The 19,096-nt window shown below is 72.3% G+C and carries 18 protein-coding genes and 1 riboswitch; of the genes, 10 read left to right on the forward strand and 8 right to left on the reverse strand.

The window, feature by feature from the left end; all coding sequences use genetic code 11:
- Nucleotides 1-21 precede the first annotated feature (21 nt).
- The 7 genes from AB0I54_RS22400 to AB0I54_RS22430 all read right to left on the reverse strand — a co-directional run bounded on the left by AB0I54_RS22400 (nt 22) and on the right by AB0I54_RS22430 (nt 6,782).
- Entirely contained in the window at nt 22-243 is a 222-nt protein-coding gene (locus AB0I54_RS22400; protein WP_363297839.1) for a CbtB-domain containing protein, read from the reverse strand.
- Nucleotides 244-278: 35 nt separating this feature from the next.
- A riboswitch (cobalamin riboswitch) is annotated at nt 279-420 on the reverse strand.
- Between the two features lie 73 nt (nt 421-493).
- Nucleotides 494-1,381 (reverse strand): STM4011 family radical SAM protein, encoded by an 888-nt coding sequence (locus AB0I54_RS22405; RefSeq protein WP_363297840.1) that lies wholly within the window; start codon nt 1,379-1,381, stop codon nt 494-496.
- A 10-nt stretch (nt 1,382-1,391) separates the two neighbouring features.
- Entirely contained in the window at nt 1,392-2,735 is a 1,344-nt protein-coding gene (locus tag AB0I54_RS22410; RefSeq protein WP_363297841.1) for an STM4012 family radical SAM protein, read from the reverse strand.
- Nucleotides 2,732-3,559, reverse strand: coding sequence for an STM4013/SEN3800 family hydrolase (locus AB0I54_RS22415; RefSeq protein ID WP_363297842.1), 828 nt, complete (start codon nt 3,557-3,559; stop codon nt 2,732-2,734). The genes AB0I54_RS22410 and AB0I54_RS22415 overlap by 4 nt, the downstream gene beginning before the upstream one ends.
- Before the next feature lie 91 nt (nt 3,560-3,650).
- Nucleotides 3,651-4,880, reverse strand: coding sequence for an STM4014 family protein (locus tag AB0I54_RS22420; RefSeq protein WP_363297844.1), 1,230 nt, complete (start codon nt 4,878-4,880; stop codon nt 3,651-3,653).
- The gene (locus AB0I54_RS22425) at nt 4,861-5,811 is read right to left on the reverse strand and encodes an STM4015 family protein (RefSeq protein WP_363297845.1); all 951 of its coding nucleotides are present in this window, start codon (nt 5,809-5,811) and stop codon (nt 4,861-4,863) included. Before AB0I54_RS22425 ends, AB0I54_RS22420 begins: the two co-directional genes overlap by 20 nt.
- A gap of 11 nt (nt 5,812-5,822) precedes the next feature.
- A complete protein-coding gene (locus AB0I54_RS22430; protein ID WP_363297846.1) occupies nt 5,823-6,782 on the reverse strand; it encodes an STM4015 family protein in 960 nt (319 codons plus the stop codon).
- A gap of 194 nt (nt 6,783-6,976) precedes the next feature.
- Here AB0I54_RS22430 and AB0I54_RS22435 point away from each other — a divergent pair, with 194 nt between their 5' ends.
- From AB0I54_RS22435 to AB0I54_RS22445, 3 genes are read left to right on the forward strand one after another with little or no spacing between them, the layout of a single operon-like run.
- Nucleotides 6,977-7,303 (forward strand): hypothetical protein, encoded by a 327-nt coding sequence (locus tag AB0I54_RS22435; RefSeq protein ID WP_363297847.1) that lies wholly within the window; start codon nt 6,977-6,979, stop codon nt 7,301-7,303.
- A 43-nt stretch (nt 7,304-7,346) separates the two neighbouring features.
- The gene (locus AB0I54_RS22440) at nt 7,347-8,480 is read left to right on the forward strand and encodes a DUF6745 domain-containing protein (RefSeq protein ID WP_363297848.1); all 1,134 of its coding nucleotides are present in this window, start codon (nt 7,347-7,349) and stop codon (nt 8,478-8,480) included.
- A 6-nt stretch (nt 8,481-8,486) separates the two neighbouring features.
- Nucleotides 8,487-9,338, forward strand: a complete 852-nt coding sequence (locus AB0I54_RS22445) for a GNAT family N-acetyltransferase (RefSeq protein ID WP_363297849.1) — start codon at nt 8,487-8,489, stop codon at nt 9,336-9,338.
- A gap of 58 nt (nt 9,339-9,396) precedes the next feature.
- Here AB0I54_RS22445 and AB0I54_RS22450 read toward each other — a convergent pair whose 3' ends face one another.
- Entirely contained in the window at nt 9,397-10,524 is a 1,128-nt protein-coding gene (locus tag AB0I54_RS22450) for a TauD/TfdA family dioxygenase (protein ID WP_363297850.1), read from the reverse strand.
- A gap of 176 nt (nt 10,525-10,700) precedes the next feature.
- Between AB0I54_RS22450 and AB0I54_RS22455 the strand changes: the two genes are divergently transcribed.
- From AB0I54_RS22455 to AB0I54_RS22485, 7 genes are all read left to right on the forward strand, one after another.
- Nucleotides 10,701-11,711: an AraC family transcriptional regulator ligand-binding domain-containing protein gene (locus AB0I54_RS22455; protein ID WP_363297851.1), complete on the forward strand. Its 1,011-nt coding sequence runs from the start codon at nt 10,701-10,703 to the stop codon at nt 11,709-11,711.
- A 344-nt stretch (nt 11,712-12,055) separates the two neighbouring features.
- Nucleotides 12,056-13,114: a 3-keto-5-aminohexanoate cleavage protein gene (locus AB0I54_RS22460; protein WP_363297852.1), complete on the forward strand. Its 1,059-nt coding sequence runs from the start codon at nt 12,056-12,058 to the stop codon at nt 13,112-13,114.
- A gap of 43 nt (nt 13,115-13,157) precedes the next feature.
- On the forward strand, nt 13,158-14,132 hold the full coding sequence (locus tag AB0I54_RS22465) for a quinone oxidoreductase (RefSeq protein ID WP_363297853.1): 975 nt from the start codon (nt 13,158-13,160) through the stop codon (nt 14,130-14,132).
- A 20-nt stretch (nt 14,133-14,152) separates the two neighbouring features.
- Nucleotides 14,153-15,073 carry a TauD/TfdA family dioxygenase gene (locus AB0I54_RS22470; RefSeq protein WP_363297854.1) on the forward strand — a complete coding sequence of 307 codons (921 nt, stop codon included), beginning with the start codon at nt 14,153-14,155 and terminating at the stop codon, nt 15,071-15,073.
- Nucleotides 15,074-15,107: 34 nt separating this feature from the next.
- A complete protein-coding gene (locus tag AB0I54_RS22475) occupies nt 15,108-16,448 on the forward strand; it encodes an MFS transporter (RefSeq protein ID WP_363297855.1) in 1,341 nt (446 codons plus the stop codon).
- Complete coding sequence (locus AB0I54_RS22480; protein ID WP_363297856.1) at nt 16,445-17,086, forward strand: alpha/beta hydrolase; 642 nt, start codon at nt 16,445-16,447, stop codon at nt 17,084-17,086. Before AB0I54_RS22475 ends, AB0I54_RS22480 begins: the two co-directional genes overlap by 4 nt.
- The gene (locus tag AB0I54_RS22485) at nt 17,083-19,092 is read left to right on the forward strand and encodes an acetoacetate--CoA ligase (protein WP_363297857.1); all 2,010 of its coding nucleotides are present in this window, start codon (nt 17,083-17,085) and stop codon (nt 19,090-19,092) included. The genes AB0I54_RS22480 and AB0I54_RS22485 overlap by 4 nt, the downstream gene beginning before the upstream one ends.
- Nucleotides 19,093-19,096: the final 4 nt, after the last annotated feature.

Raw genomic sequence — 19,096 nt, forward strand, 5'->3', positions numbered from 1 at the left:
GGTTGTGCGGCGCCCCTCGCGTCAGTGGCAGGGGAAACCGAGCAGATGGCGGGCGTCGTGCACCCACTCGTGGACGTCCGTGCCGTTGATCACGGAGGTGGCGCCCTGCTCGGCGCCGACGAAGTACAGCAGGACCAGCATCAGGATGCCGAAGAAGACCGCCCAGGGTGCTATCGCCTTCAGCGGCAGCGTGGCGGGAACGACGGGGGTGGTGGCTGTCGGCTGGGCGACGGTCTGCGCCATGGCAGGGCCTCCTCTGGGAGTTCGCGTCCCATCTCGGTGGTGCATGGGACGACGGCCACGGGTCTGACTCACGAAACGCCCCAGGGGCCCTTCGAATACAGTGGCGCGACCGTGCCGGACTCCCACCGGCTTCCGTCTCGCCGTCGTCGATATCGCACCGACGGTACCGCGTGTCGGGGACACGGCCAAGACCGCACCCACCAGGCGTGATCTTCCTCTCCCGACGGGCGGTCCGGTGCGGGGCGTGGGGTCAACTCCCCGTCAGGTGTGGCAGGTGGGGGATCGGGGTCACGGGGAGCGTGGCCGGGATGCGCTCCAGGACGCCGCCCGCGAAGACGTCGTACAGGGGCAGTGTCTCCAGGTGCACATAGCCGATGTGGCAGTCGCAGGCGGCGAGTGGGCAGGGGCGGGGGCGCAGGGCGGTGCGGTAGGAGCCGTCGTAGAGGTTGCCGAGCGGGGTGGGCACGAAGTGGCAGCGGCGGACGGTGCCTTCGCCGTCGACGGAGATCACGGAGTCGCCGGTGCGGCAGGGCAGTCCCGCGCTCGTGTGCGGGTGCCTGCTGTACGGGAAGAGCGGGTCCAGGGCCGTCCACCGGTCGGCCTCCACGTCGGTGTACCGGTGTCCCTCGGCGGCGTTGACCCACAGGTAGACGTGCTCGGGCAGGTCGGCGCGCAGGCGCCGGGCCGCGTCGAGGTGGTCGGGCAGACCGACGATGCCGACGCTGAAGCGGATGCCGCGCTCGGTCAGTTCGCGGCATTTGGTGAGGAAGCGGTCGTACGGGGTCTGTCCGGGGTGGTAGGTGCACCACAGGGCCAGCGTGTCGCGGTCGGCCTCGGCGAGCCAGTCGGTACGGCAGCTGAGGTTGGTCTGGATCGCCACGCGCCGGATGTGCGGCAGGTGGGACAGGTCGGCGAGGGTGCGCCGGTACCAGGAGCGGACCAGGCCCTCTCCCCAGGGGGTGAACAGGATGGACAGGCGGTCGCCGGTCTGCTGCCGGGCCCAGGCGGCGAAGCGCTCCAGACAGGCGCGGTCCGCGCGCAGTTGGGCGCCGGTGTCGCGCCGCTTGGCGAACGGGCAGTAGGGGCAGTCGTAGTCGCAGGAGGCGAGGGGGCCCCGGTAGAGGAGGGTGAGGTCCATGGCGGGCCGCTCACTTCCTCTCGTAGGCGGCCATGGCGGCCCGGACCGCCGGGGAGAACAGGTCGGGGCCGATCGCATCGGAATGAGCGACTCCCTCGGGGGTGAGCCTGAGGGTGCCGGGGTCGTCGGTCAGCCAGCCCCGGTCGGCGAAGCGGGCGAGTTCGGGGCCGAAGTGGTCGGCGGGGGTGGTGCCGAAGCGGGCACGGTAGTCGTCGAGGCGCAGGCCCTCCGCCTGGAGCAGGGACTGCAGGAGGTGCCGGCGGCGGGCCTCGTCGGTGTCGATGGGGCGGCCGTACTCGGCGTGGGCGAAGTCGCCGGCCGGGCGGGACACGTAGTCGTCGATGATCGCGCGTATCTCGTGCATGCCCACGGCGTAGTCGAAGGAGTAGTGCAGACCCGCCGTGTAGGAGCGGGCGCCGCAGCCGAGGCCGATCATCCCGTCGGTCTGGCAGGCGTAGTCGTCGGCGCCCTGGGGCGGGGCGTCGGTGCGGCGGAACATGCGCATGGACTGCTGGGTGTAGCCGTGCGCGAGGAGGTGGTCGCGGCCGACGCGGTACAGGCGCAGCCGCTGTTCGTCCCAGGCGGGGTCGGGGCCGCTGCCGCGTCGGCCCAGGCCGGTCAGGGGGCGGACGTAGAGGGGGTAGAGGTAGAGCTCCTCGGGGCGCCAGGCGAGGGCCGCGTCCAGGGAGTGCAGCCAGGTCCGTTCCGTCTGGCCGTCGATGCCGTAGATGAGGTCGATGTTGAGGACGGGAATGCCGGCGTCACGGATGCGGGCGAGGGCCGACTCCACGTCGGCGCGGCGCTGCGGGCGTACGGCGGCGCGGGCCTCGGAGTCGACGAAGCTCTGCACGCCCAGGCTCAGCCGGGTGGTGCCGCGGTCGGCGAGGACCGTGAGCCGGTCGGCGGTGGCGGTGGCCGGGGAGGCCTCGACCGACAGCGGGACGGCGTTGAGGTCGGCGCCCATGCGGTGTTCGGCGATGTCACACAGCCGTTCGAGCTCGGTGGCGGTGAGGAAGGTCGGGGTGCCGCCGCCGAAGGCCGCCGTGGCGAAGCGGACCTCGTCCGTGTCCCCGAGCGCTTCGCGTACGGCCCCCGCCTGGCGCTCCAGGGCGTCCAGGTAGGCGCCGGTCAGGCCGTCGGGGGCGCCGATGCGGGTGAAGAGGTTGCAGAAACCGCAGCGGACTTCGCAGAAGGGGATGTGGAGGTAGAGGGAGAGGGTGTCCTTGGGTTCGGCCGCCCAGAGGGTGTTCAGCAGGGGGCGGTCGTGGAGCCGGCGGTAGGCGGTCTTGTGGGGGTAGGCGTACACGTAGCTCTGGTAGGGGCTGGTCGCCGTCGTCTGCTCGGCGGTGGTCATCGGGCGGCCTCCGTCGGGCGGGACGCGGGGTCCAGGACGAAGTGCGCGTAGGGCACGGTCCAGACGGACTCGTGGCCGAGGCGGTGTCCGGTGTATCCGTCGTCGCCGTAGGCGGTGCCGTGGTCGGAACAGACGACGGCGAAGCAGCGGCGTCTGCTGCTCGCGGCGGCGAAGAGCCGTCCGATGTGCCGGTCCACGTACTCCAGGGCGGCGGCGTGCGTGGCGCGGGTGTCCCCGGCCTCGCGGGTCGCGCCGGGCAGGTGGAACCAGTTCGGCTGGTGCAGGGCGGACACGTTGACGAAGAGGAACAGCCGTTGTTCCGTGGGCAGTTCGCGTACGACGTGTTCGGCGCACGCCACCTGGTTCTCGAAGGAGCGGGGGTCGGTCACGCCGAACTCCGGGGCCCAGTGGGACTCGTGGAATAGGCCGGGCAGCACCGAGCCCAGCGGGCCGAGCTTGTTGAAGAAGCCCACGCCTCCGATGCACACGGTGCGATAGCCCACCTCGGCGAGGCCGGAGACGAGATCCGGGGTGTCGTAGACGAAGGTCCCCGCGGCGGTGGTCTCGCTGCCCGCGAAGCCCGCCGCGAACAGGCGCGGATGCGGGCCGGGGGCGGCCGGGGTGGGCAGGAAGCCCGCGAAGATCGCCTGGTGGGAGGCGTAGGTGAAGCTGCCCGGGGCGTGGCGCTTCTCCCAGCGGCCGCCGGGGAGGTGACGGGCCAGGTTCGGTAGGCGGCCCGCCGCGGCCAGTTCGGCCGCGACGTCGTGGCGGAGGGTGTCGAGGGTGACGAGGAGGATGTCGTGGCTGCCGACGATCTCGTTCATGTCTGGCGTATGCGGAACATACGACTCATACGACTCATGCGGCTCACCAGGCGCTTGAGGCGCGGTGGGGGTGCTCCGGGGCGGGAGCGGCTCAGGCGTCGGGGCGGGCGAGGGCATGCGGGTTTCCTTCTCTGTACTGGTGGTGCGAAGAGGAGGCCGGCCGGTCCGGGGCGAAGCGGCGCAGCGCGGCGGCCACCTGGGTGGCGTAGGTGTCGAGGCCCTCGGCGCCGCTGCCGGGCAGGCCGGTGAGGCCCGGCAGCAGGTCGCCGAACGCGTTCACCTCGCCCACCGCGGCTCGGCGCCAGCCCACGGCGGGCAGCAGATCGACGCCGACGCAGAGTGTGCGCGGGAAGCAGGCCGCGGCCCGCTCGCACACGTCGAGCAGATCGGTCCAGCGCGCGCCCGCCGCCTCGACGGCCTGCCGGGCCGCGTCGAGATCGCCCCGGCGGCCGCCGAGGTGGAGATTGGTCAGGGGTGAGCGGCTGGTGCGGACGACCGCGTGGGTGGCACGGCCGGCCACGACGACGACCCGCAGGTCGGCCGCGCGCCCCTCCTGGGAGGCCTTCGGCAGCCAGCGCTCCAGATGCAGCCCGTCCGGGGCGAGCGCGTCGACGACGGCCGCGATGTCCGCCTCGCGTTCGTAGCGGCGCACCTTGAGGGAGTTGTAGAGGCGGCCGTCCGGCGCGCGTTCCACGGATGTGGTCGCCCTGATCCGGCCGCCGCCGCCCGACTCCACGGCGAGCACGCCCGAAGCGGACGAACCATGCGCGGGTTTGACGAACAGCCGGGGCATGCGGTGTTCCCGCATCAGCGCCCGTACGTCGTCCCAGCCGCGCACCGGTGCGGCTTCCGGCCCCGAGGTGGGCGAGTCGGGCACCGACACGCCGGCCGCGTCGAGCACGGCGTGGCAGCGCCGCTTGTCGAAGAGGACGGGGAGGTCGGCCGGGTCGTCGAGCCGGATGCCGCCGCGCAGTCCGCGCAGCGCGGTCATGAACCCGGCGTACCAGCGTGCCGAACCCTCGACCCGGGTGGGGTCCTCGGCACCGCGCAGCAGCCTGTCGACCTCGGCGTTCTCACCGGGCGAGTCGATCCGGACGATCTCCTCTGCCCCGAACTCGGTCCCGAACTCGGTCCCGAACTCGGCCCCGAACTCGGCCCCGGCCCCGGCTCCGCCCGCGCGCAGCACGTCGGTCCAGGCGACGACGCGCGGAGCGGCGAGTCCGGCCGCGCGCACCGCGTCCCCGAAGAGGGTGACACGGCGGTTCTCGGGGTTGCCCACGACCACGAAGCGCGGTCCCGGGTCATTCGCCGACGGCGACATACCGTGCCTCGGGGTTGTACGAGCTGCGGGGCGCCGGAGTGAGTACGAGGTCGACTCCGTGCGGCTCCAGCGTTTCGCGCAGGCGCTGGGCCAGTTCGTCGCTCAGGAAGTTGTACCGCAGGTCGAGAGCGCGCAGATGGGTCAGGGGCTGACCCGACAGGAGCGCGCCCGCGCCCTCGTCCCCGAGGGTGCCCATGCTGAGGTCGAGAGACGTGAGGCCCGCGACGACAGGTGCCTGGGCCACCGCGGCGGCCACGGCGTCCTGGATGTCGCTGTTCTTCACCCCCAGGTGCCGCAGTTCGGTGCAGTGGCCCAGCGCGGTGAGGAGCGCGGTGACGTCCTCGGCCTCGCAGTCGCCGCCGAAATCGGGCGTGCCCAGCCACAACTCCAGGTGGCGCAGGGCCGGGAACGTGCAGGCGGCCAGGGCCCGAACGGGCTGCGCGGGCATCCCCCCGGACTCGATGCGCAGGGTGCGCAGCCGGTCGTGGCGCACGGGCTCGATGACCAGCCCCTCCCCTCCGCGTACCCCGATCTCCTCCAGTTCGGGCCAGGCGCGCAGGACGCGGGACAGGTGACCCTGGCGGATCCAGGAGATCTCGGTCTCCTCGGACTCGACGTCCGCGAGGAACAGGGCGCGCAGCCGCGGGAACCGATGTGCCTCGGCCGTGAGCAGGTCGAGGACGGGGTCGATGCCGTGTTCGTCCCACGACTGCCACCAGGCGCCGATGACGAGCGCGGTGACCTCCTCGGCGCGGACCTGGTCGAGGAACCGCTGCCACAGCGGTTCGAAGGCATGCTCACGGTCGGTGCTCAGCTTCCATGCGACCGAGGCGGGTTCGGGACGGGGCCGGCCACGGCCGTCACCGTCCGCGTCGAAGAGGTGTACGGGCAGACCGTGGAACTGCTTGAGGTACGAGGGGTAGTGGCTCATGGGGCTCGGGCTCACTCGCCCACGGCCACGTACCGCCACACCGTGCCGTCGTCGTCCTGGTCCTCGTCGGCGTCGTCGCGGTCGAGGTCCACATCGACGCCTGCGGGCACCAGGGTCTGACGTATCCGCTCCAGCAGCGGCTCGCTGAGGTAGTGGTGGTGGAGGTCGAGCCGCTTGAGGTGGGTGAGCGGCTGACCGGCGAGCAGGGCGGCGCCGCCCTCGTCCGACAGGACGCCCATGGACAGGTCCAGCACCTCCAGCCGGGCGACGACCGGTGCGGCGGCGACCGCGGCGGCGACGGCGTCCTGCATCTCGCTGTTGCGCAGCGCCAGATGGCGCAGGCGCGGCAGCCGGGCGCCGGCCAGGATCGGCTCCAGATCGGTGGCCTCGCTGTCACCGCCGTAGTCGGGGGTGCCCAGCCACAGGTCGAGCTGCTCCAGCGCGGGCAGGTCGCTGGCGCCCACGCCCCGGACGACCTCGGCGGGCAGGCCGCCGCTCTCCATGGTGAGCCGGCGCAGCCCGGTGTGGCGCAGGGCGGGGAAGCGCAGCCCCGATCCGCCGCGGACACCGAACTCCTCCAGGTCCGGGAAGCCGGCCAGGAGCGGGGTGACATCCGTCTGGTTGATCCAGGAGATCTCGCACTCCTCCATGACCATGTCGCCCAGGAACAGCGCCCGCAGGGCGGGGAATCGGTCCCGCGCGGCCAGCAGCGCCTCGATCACCTCGGCCGGGTCGGTGTCGTAGGCCTCTTGCCAGGCACCGACTATCAGGGCCCGCACGCGGGTGGTGTCGACGGCGGCGCAGAAGCGGGCGAAGGCCTCCGTCCAGTCCTCGTCCGCGTCGTACACGTCGCTGGTGATCCGCCAGGCGACGGACTCCGCCTCGGGCAGGTCGTCCGTGCGGGCGTCCGGGCCGGGGAAGGTGTGGGCAGGCAGCCGGTACAGCGCGTCGAGGTGGTCACCGATGGTCATGCGGCTGCTCCTGTGGAGAAGTGGTCGTCCGTTCCGTGATGCCGCAGTTCTACCAAGAGGAACTGACAACGGGGTGCGGGGGGCCTTGCTGCGGCCCGTTGTCAGTGGCGGGTACGGCCCGTTGTCAGTGGCGGCTTCTACTGTCTGTGGCATGAGGCCGGTGCGCGGTGCCCCGGCCGGAGGGGAGGCATGCCGTGTACCGGCAGGGAGACGTGCTGATCGTGCCCGTGGCGAAGGAGGCGGTGCCGTCGCATGTCGCCGCGGCACCGAGGGAGCCGCGCGACGGGCGGGGCCGGCTCGTGCTGGCGCTCGGCGAGGTCACCGGTCATGCGCACGCGGTCGTCGGTCCGGGTGAACTGGTGCGGGAGACGGGGCCGTTCGGGCCGATGCTGCTGCACCTGCCGCAGGGCGGCCGGGTGGTCCACGAGGAGCACGCGGCGATCGCCCTGCCCAAGGGGTGGTACCGGGTGATCCGGCAGCGGGAGTACGTGCCGGGGTCCGTGCGGATCGTGGCGGACTGAGCGAGGTACGGGCGAGGTACGGCGGAAGGTGACGGAGCAGACGATGAGCAACGTGGACAGTGCGACGGAACTCGGCACGCGGGCCGGGGTGTTCGAGGAGACCGCGCTCTGGCGCGCGTGTGCCGCGGAGACGACTCCCGCCGACCGGGAGCGCGCCGAGCGGGGTGTCCGCCTGGCCTATCGACGGGCCGGGCTCCCGGAGCCGGAGCGCGTGGTGTGGGCCGGCTCGCCCCGCGAGGCGATCACCCTGATACGCGGCCTGGAGGACACCGGCCCGAGCGTCCGTGAGGCGGTGCGCACGGCTCCCTGGGCGGCCGAACGCGGCCGACTCCACGCGGAGTTGGGGCCGGTGGGCTGGTCGGCGCATTGGTCGGTCACCGGCGGTCTGCTGTGGGAGAACACACAGGCTCTTGTGGAGCGCATCCGCCAAGGCGTGCTGGAAGACCTCACCGGCACAGCCCAGGGTGGCGTCGGCGGGGCTGCGGGTCCCGGCGCGTCCGAGGGAGCCGGAACGCCGGACCGGGCGACACGGGCGGCCCGCTCCCGCCAGGAGGCGGAGATCCGGCTGCTCCTGCTGGACGCCGTACTGGGCCAGCACGACGCGCCCTGGCTCGCCGCCTTCCCCACCGACCGGGCTCCGCTCGACGGGCTGGGCGAAGTGTGCCGGAGCGCCGGCTGGTGGTGGCCGTTCGCCAAGGTGGCGGTCGTGTGCGAACGCCCCACCGCCCTGCACCGCGACGAAGCGGGCCGCCTGGACCGTGGGGACGGCCCGGCACTCGCCTATCCCGACGGTTTCGCCCTGTACGCCTGGCGCGGCATGCCCGTTCCGGCCGCCTTCCTCGCGGAGCTCCGTACCCTGACGCCGGAGCGGATCCGCGCCGAGGAGAACGCCGAGCTGCGCCGGGTGATGCTGGAGTACTACGGCTACGACCGCTACCTGGAGGACTCCGGAGCACGCCCCGTGCACCAGGACGAGACGGGCACGCTCTGGCGGATCGACCTGGACGGCGACGAGGCGGTCGTGATGGTGGAGGTCATCAACTCCACGCCGGAGCCGGACGGAACCCGGCGCACCTACTGGCTGCGCGTCCCGCCGACGACCCGGACGGCCCGGGAGGGCGTCGCCTGGACGTTCGGGGTGGCGGCGGAGACGTATGCGCCGCTGCGGCAGACGTGAGGCGGGATGCATGAGATGAGCGACTCGCTGTGTGCCCGTGTCGAGCGGTACTACGCCACCGTGCCTCTGCTGTTCGCCGACGCCGAAGAGTTCGGCCCGCTACGCCTGTTCGTACGAAAGGACCCGGGAGCCCCCTATTACGGCGGTCCGAACCACGCTCAACCCACCGCGGAGGGATCCGGGAGCGTCACCGCGGCCGACATCGCCCGGGTGCGCGCCCGGCAGCGCGAACTCGGCGTACCGGAGGCCTTCGAGTGGCTGGCCGAGGCGGCCCCCACGCTCCGCGCCCGCATCGAGGCCGCCGGACTCCCCGTTGCGGAACGCCCGTTGATGGCCCTCGACCCACACCACCGGCTGCCCGCACAGCCCCTGCCGTCCGGCGTCACCATCCGTGCGCTGACGGCGGACGATCCGGCCCTGCCCGCAGTCCTCGCCCTGCCCCGCCTGGCCTTCGCCAAGAACACGGCGGCGGGCGCGGCAGGGCCGACGGAACTGCGAGCGGAGGCCGGGAAGTTGATCGCGGACGGCACCGTCGAGACCATCCGCCCCGGCATCCGCGCCGGCCACAAGCGCCTCGTCGCCGCCTTCGCGCCGGACGGCACCCCGCTCGCCGCCGGCCACTACCACCCGGCAGGCGGCACCACCGAGATCGGCGGCGTCGGGACCCTCCCCACCGCGCGCCGCCGGGGCTTGGCCGCAGCCGTCACGACGGCTCTGGCCACCCACGCCCGCGACCACGGGGTGCACACCGTCTTCCTCGCGTACGCGGAGGACGCCGTCGCCCGTATCTACGCGCGCCTGGGCTTCCGCCCCGCGGACATCACGCTGCTGATCGCCGACCAGCCCGCGAGGTCGTGAGCGCGCGGCACCGCATCCGCAGCCGACGGAAGGATCGGCCGGCCGCACCGTCCCGTGATCAGGCAGGTCGCCCCGGTTGCGGCCGCGGCCTTCCCGACCTCCTCAGCGAAGTGTGCGCCGGACGCAGCGGCCGGGGGCGAATGACGTCGCGCGGCGGGATGCCGGCGCGTGTGTGCGGGGCGCCGTGGCGTTCGGCGGGTCCGTCGGGCGCCGGGGGTGCCTCCTGCCGGGCCAGCCACAGGCGCAGCAGGTGGCGTTCGCGCCCGGGCTCGGGGTGGTCCTCGAAGGGGGTGCGGCCGTGGAGGACGACGTGGTTGTCCACCAGCAGCAGGTCACCCGCCCGCAGGTCCAGGTCCAGCCGGACGGCCGGGGAGGCGGCCGTGGCGTCCACGAGGTCGAACAGCTCCCGGTCCGCGTCGGGCGGGCCCGTCCTGCGCCCGTCCTGGAGGAGGGCCTCTCCCGCCTCCAGGCGGTCCCGGTCGTACCGCATGCTGGGCCGGGTGCCGTGCCGGGTGATGAGCGGGGCGCCCAGATAGGACCGTTCGCCCGGGACGTCCTTCTCCTCGAACTGGGCGAAGAAGTAGGTGTCGTACAGGCGCCGGGTGCAGTCGGGCCGGGCGGCGAGCAGCGTGTTGTGCACGGCTGCCGCACTGGCCAGGACGGTGCGTCCGCCGGAGCGGGCCGGCCGCAGGCACAGCAGGCCGAGCAGGTCCGACTCGTCCGTGTGGAGCGGCAACCCTGGCCAGGTCCGGTAGGGGGGCGGGCGGAGGGAGTCCTCCCTGGGCTCCGCCGCCCGGATGTGGCACAGCGTGCGTCCGTCGGCGGTCTGCGGCACCGGCCGCCCCAGGTACTGGCCGACGCCGCGCAGCACGGTGCTGGCGTCCGTGTCGCCGAGCCCGTCCACCGGCAGGCCGCGGATCAGGGCGAAGCCGCGGCCTGCCCGCAGCTGCGCGGCCGCGTGCTCCAGCTCGGCACTGAGGTCGGGCAGGGGGAAGTCGTCCCTGGTCATCCTGAGCAGGGTGGCGCCCCGGGCACGCGCGGTGCGCAGGGCGGTGCGCAGCTCGTCGCGGTGGTGCGCGGTGAGCCGTACGACCCAGTCCTCGCGGCCCGCGAGGTCGGGGCCGTACCACAGAGCGGGGCCGGTGAAGGGCTGGACCGGGCCGATCCGCGAGTGTGCCAGGGCCATGTGTCGCCTCCCTGTCTGACGCGCCGGTACGGCCGTCGGGCGTGTGGGCGATGGACGTGCGGCCCGTGTGCCGACCGGGCTCGCGTTGCAGGGATGGTATGGATCGGTTGCACGCGATGCTTGACCCGAGGGGACGGAAAACTTAACTTCTGGGGACCCGTCCCTGGAGCGTACGTATGAGGCCCCTGTCCCGCACCGCCGCGCTGAACGGCTATGTGGAGCTGAGCCGGTCCTTCGGTCTCGATCCCCGCGCGCTCATGCGGAGCGTCGGTCTGGACACGGCCGACCTGGCCGTGCAGGACCGGTGGATCTCCGGCGCGGCCGTGGCCCGGCTGCTCGAACTCACGGCCGAGGCCTGCGGCCGCGACGACTTCGGCCTCCTGCTGGCGGAGCGGCGCCGCTTCTCCAATCTGGGCCCCATCAGTCTGCTCGTACGGGAGGAGCCGGACGTCCGCAGCGCCCTGGACCTGCTCATCCGCCACCAGCACACCTACAACGAGGCCCTCAGCACCCGGCTGTCCGAGGCGAACGGGGTCGCCACGCTCAAGGTGGACATCCGGCTGGGTGAGACGGCACCGGTCCGGCAGGCGGCGGAACTCGCCGTGGGCGCCTTCCACCGCATCCTGTGCGGATTCCTGGGCAGCCAGTGGCGGCCGGCGTCGGTGTGCTTCGCGCACCCGGCGCCGAAGGACACCGGGACACACCGCCGTCTGTTCGGGCCGCTGACGCAGTTCGACCGGTGCTCCAACGGCATCGTCCTGTACACCGAGGACCTCGATGCCCCCAATGCCATGGCGGATGCGCAACTGCGCAGCTACACCCGGCAGCTCTTCGAGCCCATCGCGGCTCCCTCGGAGGGCGGCGAGGCGGATCGGGTGCGCGAGCTGATCGAGGCGCTCCTGCCGACCGGTCGGTGCTCCATCGAACAGATCGCGCGCAGCCTCGGCGTGGACCGGCGCACCGTGCACCGGCATCTTGCCCGATCGGGCCAGACGTTCTCGTCGCTGCTGAACTCCACGCGTATGGCGCTCGCCGAACGGTTCGTGGCAAATCCCAACCGGTCGCTGACCGAGGTCTCGACCCTGCTGGGCTTCTCCTCGCTGAGCGCGTTCTCGCGGTGGTTCCGTGAGCAGTTCGGGACCGGCCCGCGGGAGTGGCGCAAGGCGCGAGCCGCATCCCGGGGCTGACGGGGCAGCCGACGCCCACCGGCCCTCGGGCCCCGGCCGGCCGCGGGTGACGCGTGCGGGCCTCGTGTCCCCAAATGACAAGTCACCTGTCCCTCCAGGGCAAGCGGGCCGGTAGTGACCGCCCTACGGTGACACCACCGCACAGCCGGTCGGTCCGGAGGGCACGCTCCGTCACTCCCCTTGGGGGTGCTTCTCCGAGCCGACCGCACTTCCCACCCGGGTGCGTCGCGCCCGTCCCTCTCACGACCGGCGCCGGCAGCTGCCGCCCGCGTCCCGGTCGTCGCATCCGCCGATGCCCTCGGCACGCGATCACCCCACTCGACTTATCGACAAGGAGATGCATCGTGCACTTCCACGACGACTCGCTGTTCCCCGAGAACCAGGAAAAGCTGGTGATCCAGGCCGCCCCGTACGGCCCGGAGTGGCTGCCCGGGGACGCGGACGACATTCCGGTCACCATGGACGAGCACGTACAGGCCGCTGTCGACTGCTACAACGCCGGGGCGACGGTGCTGCACATCCATGTGCGCGAGCTCGACGGCCGGGGCTCCAAGCGGATGTCGATGTTCAACGAGCTGCTGGGCCGGCTGCGCGAGGCGGTGCCGGACATGGTCCTGCAGATCGGCGGCTCCATTTCCTTCGCTCCGGAGGGCGAGGGCGGCGACGCGAAGTGGCTCGCCTACGACACCCGCCATCTGCTGGCCGAGCTCGACCCGGCCCCGGACCAGGTCACCATCGCCATCAACACCAGCCAGATGAACATCGTCGAGATCATGAACGACGACGATCTGGAGGGCACCTCGATCGCGAAGCCGGACTACTACCGGGCCTACCGGGACATGGTCGTCGAGGCCGGTCCGGAGTTCTATCTCGAACACCTCAAGCGGCTGCACGCAAACGGCATCCAGCCGCACTTCCAGCTGGCCCACCTGGCACAGCTGGAGACCGTGGAACGACTGATCCGCGCCGGCCTCTACACCGGGCCGCTGATCCTCAACTACGTCGCCATCGGCGGCGGTTTCGCCGGACGGCACCCCGCCGACCTGGTGGAGTTCATCCGCCGTGTCCCGGACGGCGCCGTCCTCACCATCGAGAGCTCCATGCGCGCCGTGGCCCCCATGAACGCCGTCGCCATCGCCCTCGGCCAGCACGTCCGCGTCGGCAACGAGGACAACCTGTGGCGCGGCAAGGGCGAGCGCATGTCGTCGGTGGAGCAGGTCGAGCAGATGGTCAAGATCTCCGAGGCGCTCGGCCGCGAGATCGCCACCGGGGCCGACGCCAAGCGGATCTACAAGCTCGGCGAGTACTACGCGGACGCCGACGAGACCCTCGCCCGGCTCGGCATGGTGCCCAACCGCCGTCCCGGCCGGCGCGGCTTCATGCTGCGCGACGTCTCCGCCTGACCGGCCCGCCGTCCCCCACCCGTACGACCCTTCGGAGCTCTTCGTGGCCAACGCCGTCCGCTTCTATGAAACCGGTGGACCCGACGTCCTGACCTGGGAGGAGGTGAGCGTCGGCGATCCCGGGCCGGGCCAGGTGCGCATCCGGCACGAGGCGGTGGGGCTCAATTTCGCCGACACCTACTTCCGTACCGGGCTCTACCCGGTACGCCTGCCCGACGGCATCGGTGTCGAGGCCGCGGGCGTGGTGGAGGCGGTCGGCGAGGGCGTCACCCATGTCGCCGCGGGAGACCGGGTGACGTACACCGGGAGCCCGCTCGGCGCCTACAGCACCGAGCGGGTCATGGACGCCTCGCACCTGATCAAGCTGCCCCCGGGGATCGGCTGCGAGACGGCGGCCGCGATGACCATGCGCGGCCTGACGGCGGCCTATCTGCTGCGCAGGATCCACCCGCTGCGGCCCGGGGACACCGTGCTGCTGCATGCCGCGGCCGGCGGTGTGGGGCTGATCGTGTCGCAGTGGGCCGCGCTGCTCGGCATCCGTGTGATCGGGACGGTCTCCAGCGAGGAGAAGGCGGAGATCGCCCTGGCGCACGGATGCGAGCACGTCATCCGCTACCGGCACGAGGACGTGCCCGCCCGGGTCCGCGAGCTGACCGACGGCGCGGGCGTCCCGGTCGTCCTCGACAGCATCGGCAAGGACACCTTCGCCGGCTCGCTGGCGTCGCTGGCCCGCCGTGGCCTGCTGGTGTGCTTCGGCACCGCGTCCGGACCCGTGCCACCGATCGACGCCATGCAACTCGCCGTCCACGGCTCGCTGTTCGTCACACGCCCCGCCCTTGCCGACTACATCGCCGACCCGGCCGAGCGTGACGCCCTGGCCGGGGAGCTGTTCGGCCACGTCGCCGCGGGCCGCATCGCCATCGAGATCAACCAGCGCTACGGCCTCTCGGACGCCGTACAGGCCCATCGCGATCTGGAGGCCGGCCGGACCACGGGCTCGTCCGTCTTCGTCCTGTGAAACCCAGGGAGTGATCACCCATGCCAGACACCCTCTCACCGTCGCAAGGGCGGGCCCCGGCGCTCGTCCGCCCGGCCGCACTGCGCACCTCGATCGAGGTCGAGCCGCTCACCTGCACCATCGGAGCCGAGCTCAGCGGCGTGAACCTGGCCGACGCCGCCCGCGACGACGACCTGTTCGCACAGCTCAAGAGCCTGCTGCTGCAGTACAAGGTCCTGTTCCTGCGGGACCAGGACATCACGCGCGCCGACCATGTCGCCTTCGCCGAGCGGTTCGGTCCGCTGGAGGACCACCCCGTCGCGGGCAGCGACCCCGACCACCCCGGGCTGGTGCGCATCTACAAGGACCTGGACAGCCCGGCCGAGCACTACGAGAACGCCCTGCACACCGACGGCACCTGGCGCACCGACCCGTCCATGGGCGCCGTGCTCCGCTGCATCGAGTCTCCCCCGGTGGGCGGCGACACGATCTGGGTCAACATGGCCGAGGCCTACCGGCGGCTGCCCGAGCACATCAAGACGCAGATCGAGGGGTTGCGCGCCCGGCACAGCATCGAGGCCTCCTTCGGCGCCGTACTGCCCGAGGAGCAGCGCCACGCGCTCAAGGAGCGGTTCCCCGACGCCGAGCACCCCGTCGTCCGCACCCACCCGGAGACCGCCGAGAAGATCCTCTTCGTCAACGCGTTCGCCACCCATTTCGTCAACTACCACACGCCACGCAACGTCCGCTTCGGGCAGGACTACGCGCCGGGCGCGAGTCAACTGCTCACGTATCTGATCAGCCAGGCGGCGATCCCCGAGTACCAGGTGCGCTTCCGCTGGCGTCCGAACAGCGTCGCCATCTGGGACAACCGCTCCACCCAGCACTACGCCGTACAGGACTACTGGCCCGCCGTCCGCAAGATGGAGCGCGCCGGGATCGTCGGCGACAGACCGTTCTGACCTGCCCCTCAATCAAGCAGTCGAGGTGATGACAATGGAGTTTCACACCACTGCGCCCGCCACGGGCCCGTCCGTACCGGTCTGGCCCGTGTCCCGGGGTTATGCGTGGACCGTCTTCGCGCTCGGTTTCGGCCTGCTCCTGTCCGACTACATGTCCCGACAGGTGCTCAACGCCGTCTTCCCGATGCTGAAGGCGCAATGGCTGCTGTCGGACGCCGCGCTGGGATCGCTCAGCGGTGTGGTGGCGCTGACGGTCGGGGTGCTCACCTTCCCCATGTCCCTGGTGGCCGACCGGTGGGGGCGGGTGCGCAGCCTGCTCATCGCCGCCGTGCTGTGGAGCCTGGCCACCCTGGGCTGCGCGATCTCCGCGAACTACGGCGAGATGTTCGTCGGCCGCCTCTTCGTCGGCATCGGTGAGGCCGCGTACGGCAGCGTGGGCATCGCCGTGGTCCTCAGCATCTTCCCGCTCACCATGCGGGCCACCCTCTCCGGCGCATTCATCGCCGGCGGCGCCTTCGGCTCCGTACTCGGCGTCGCCCTCGGCGGGGCCGTGGCCCAAGTCGCCGGATGGCGCTGGGCGTTCGCGGTGATGGGCCTGTTCGGACTGGTGCTCGCCGCGGTGTACGGAACAGTCGTCAAGGAGAGCAGACTCAAGCCGCGAGGACGGTCGGCGAACGACGCCGACGGCACGACCGCCCATGAACCCCTGCGCGGTCATCTGCCCCGGCTGTTCTCCTCCGTCTCCGTCATCAGCGCCTACATCGGCAGCGGCCTCCAACTGTTCGTGGCCGCCACGCTCCTGGCCTGGCTGCCCAGTTTCTTCGACCGCTACTACCACCTGGCCCCCGCCCGGGCGGGCGCGGTCGCGGGCGTCTTCGCGCTGGTCATCGGCATCGGGATGATCGCCGGTGGCCTCGCCTCCGACCGCATCAGCGCCACCGCCCCCATCCGCAAGTGGGGCGTGGCCGTCGCCTGCAGCCTCAGCTCACTCGTGATGCTGTCGCTCGCCTTCCGGCTGCCCACCGGCCCGGCCCAGTTGGCCGCTCTGGCCGCCGGGTGCCTGCTGTCGGCCGGCACGGCCGGACCGGCGGCGGCCATGGTCGCCAATCTGACCCCGGCATCCGTGGCCGCGACCGCCTTCGCCACCCTCACGCTCGCCAACAGCCTGCTCGGACTGGCGCCCGGACCCGCCGTCACCGGCGCCCTCGCGGACCGCATCGGACTCCTCGGCGCCCTGCGCGTCGTGCCGCTCACCGCGGTCGCGGCCACCGTCGCCTTCCTCATCGGGCGCCACTGGTACGAACGCGATCTGCTCCGTATCGACCGTCTCGACGCACGTGCCGAGACGCGGACACCGTCGGAGGTCTCCTCATGACCCGCTCCACGGCACCCACCGTGGTGATCGTCCCCGGCCTGCGCGACCACGTCCCCGAACACTGGCAGACGCTGCTGGCCACCCGGCTCGCCCGAGCCGGCCGGAGCGTCCGTGTCACTCCCCCGGTGGCGCAGGACCGCCTCAGCCGCGACGCCCAGGTCGCCAACCTGGCCGCCACGCTCGCCTCTGTGGCGGGGCCCGTCGTCCTGGTCGCCCACAGCGCGGGCGTGATGACCACGGTGCACTGGGCGCAACGGCATCACGCGGACATCCGCGGCGCCCTGCTCGCGACGCCGCCGGACTTCGACACCCCCCTCCCGGACGGCTACCCCAGCCTCGGCGAACTGGCGGAGAACGGCTGGACGCCCGTACCCCGCCGGCCGCTGCCGTTCCCCAGCGTGGTGGCGGCCAGCGCGAACGACCCGCTCGCATCCGCCGAGCGCGTCGCTGAACTCGCGCGCGACTGGGGCAGCCGACTCGTGTCCCTCGGCCCCGTCGGGCACCTCAACCCGGCATCCGGACACGGCGACTGGTCCCTGGCGGAGGACCTCCTGCGCGAGCTGGAGTCCGGCCGTACGACACCTCGGACGCCGGCCGGCACCGCGCTCCCCGTGCCGGCCACGGGACGGCACGCATGAGCACGGAGACCGAACCGCTCTGGTCGCCCGGGCGCCGTGAACTGGAGGACTCCAACGTCGCGGTGTTCATGGAATGGCTGGCGGAGACCCGGGGGCTCGACTTCCCCGACTACGCCGCGCTGTGGCGGTGGAGCGCCACCGACCTGACGGGATTCTGGTCGGCCGTCTGGGAGTTCTACGGGCTCGACTCGGTTTCCGGGTACGACGAGGTACTGGCCGACGCCACCATGCCGGGCGCCCGCTGGTTCACCGGCGCACGACTGAACTTCGCGGAACGCTGCCTCGCCCAGGCCACCGACGCGCGTCCGGCGCTGGTGAGCGTGACCGAGGACGGCGCCCCGGTCGAGACGTCGTGGGAGCGACTGCGCCGTGATGTCGCCGATGTCACGGCGGCACTGCGCGACATGGGCGTCGGGCCCGGCGACCGCGTCGCCGGATATCTCACCAACCTGCCGCAGGCGGTGGTCGCCCTGCTGGCCACCGCCGCCGTGGGGGCCGTATGGACGGCGTGCTCCCCCGACTTCGGCACGCCCAGCGTGCTCGCCCGCCTCGGCCAGGCCCGGCCGACCGTCCTCGTCGCCGCGGACGGATACCGCTACGGGGGCAAGGAGTACGACAGGCGGACCACGGTCGCCGAGTTGCTGGACGGTCTGCCGACGGTCCGTCACCTGCTGCTCGTCGACCACCTGTTCCCCGGCACGACCCTGGAGCGGCCGATGCGCTCCGACGTCGCCGTCCGTGTGTGGTCGGCGCTGCCGGCGACCGAGGCGGCGCCGGTCTTCGCCGACGTACCCTTCGACCATCCTCTGTGGATCCTGTGGTCGTCGGGCACCACCGGCATCCCCAAGGGCATCGTGCAGGGGCACGGCGGCATCGTCGTGGAACTACTGAAGGCGCTGGGGCTGGGCGTCGACCTGCGCCCTGAGGACCGCTATCTGTTCGTCACCTCCACGAGCTGGATGGTGTGGAACTTCCTCGTCGGCGGGCTGCTCCACGGCAGCACGGTCGTCCTGTACGACGGCAGCCCCACCCACCCCGACGCGGCCGGCGTATGGCGGGTCGCGGAGCGCACCCGGGCCACCGTGGTCGGCGTCGGCGCGGCCTACCTCGCGGCCGTGGAACGTTCGGGTCTGCACCCGGCAGCCGACCTCGACCTCGGAGCGCTGCGTTCCGTCGTACAGACCGGGTCCGCGATGGCGCGGAGCACCTGGCACTGGGTGTACGACCGGCTCGCCCCGGGCGCGCAGCTCCAGTCGATCTGCGGCGGAACCGACGTCTGTTCGGCACTCGCGGGCGGCTCACCCCTGCTCCCGGTCCGTGCGGGACGCATTTCTGGTCCCTCCCTGGGCGTGGCCCTGGCCTCGTGGGACGACGCGGGCCGGCCCCTGACCGGTGAGCAGGGTGAACTGGTGGTGACGGCCCCGCTGCCGTCCATGCCGCTGCGGTTCGTGGACGACCCCGACGACGTCCGCTACCGGGCGAGTTACTTCGACACCTATCCCGGCGTCTGGCGTCACGGCGACTGGATCACCATCGACGAGGATCTGTCGCTCGTGGTGTCGGGGCGCTCGGACTCCACGCTCAACCGCATGGGAGTGCGGATGGGGTCGGCCGACGTCTACTCCGTGGTGGAACAGGTGCCGGGCGTCGTGGACAGTCTGGTCGTCGGCGTCGAACTGGACGACGGCGACTACTACATGCCGCTGTTCGTGGTGACGGCCGACGGCGCGGCACTCGACGACGGCCTGCGGCAGCGGATCACGACGGCGATCAGGCGGGAACTGTCCCCGCGGCACGTGCCCGACGCGATCGTGCCGGTGCCCGCCGTGCCGCGTACGGTGACCGGGAAGAAGCTGGAGGTGCCGGTCAAGCGGATCCTGCAGGGCGCTCGCGTCGCCGACGTCGGCAGCGAAGGGGCGGTGACGCACTTCGGGATGCTGTCGTGGTTCGCCGACTTCGCGGCACGCCGGGCCGCGCATGCGGATGCGGATGCGCGGCAGCGATGAGCTG

It is taken from the genome of Streptomyces sp. NPDC050625, assembly GCF_040654755.1.
Taxonomy (GTDB): Bacteria; Actinomycetota; Actinomycetes; order Streptomycetales; family Streptomycetaceae; genus Streptomyces.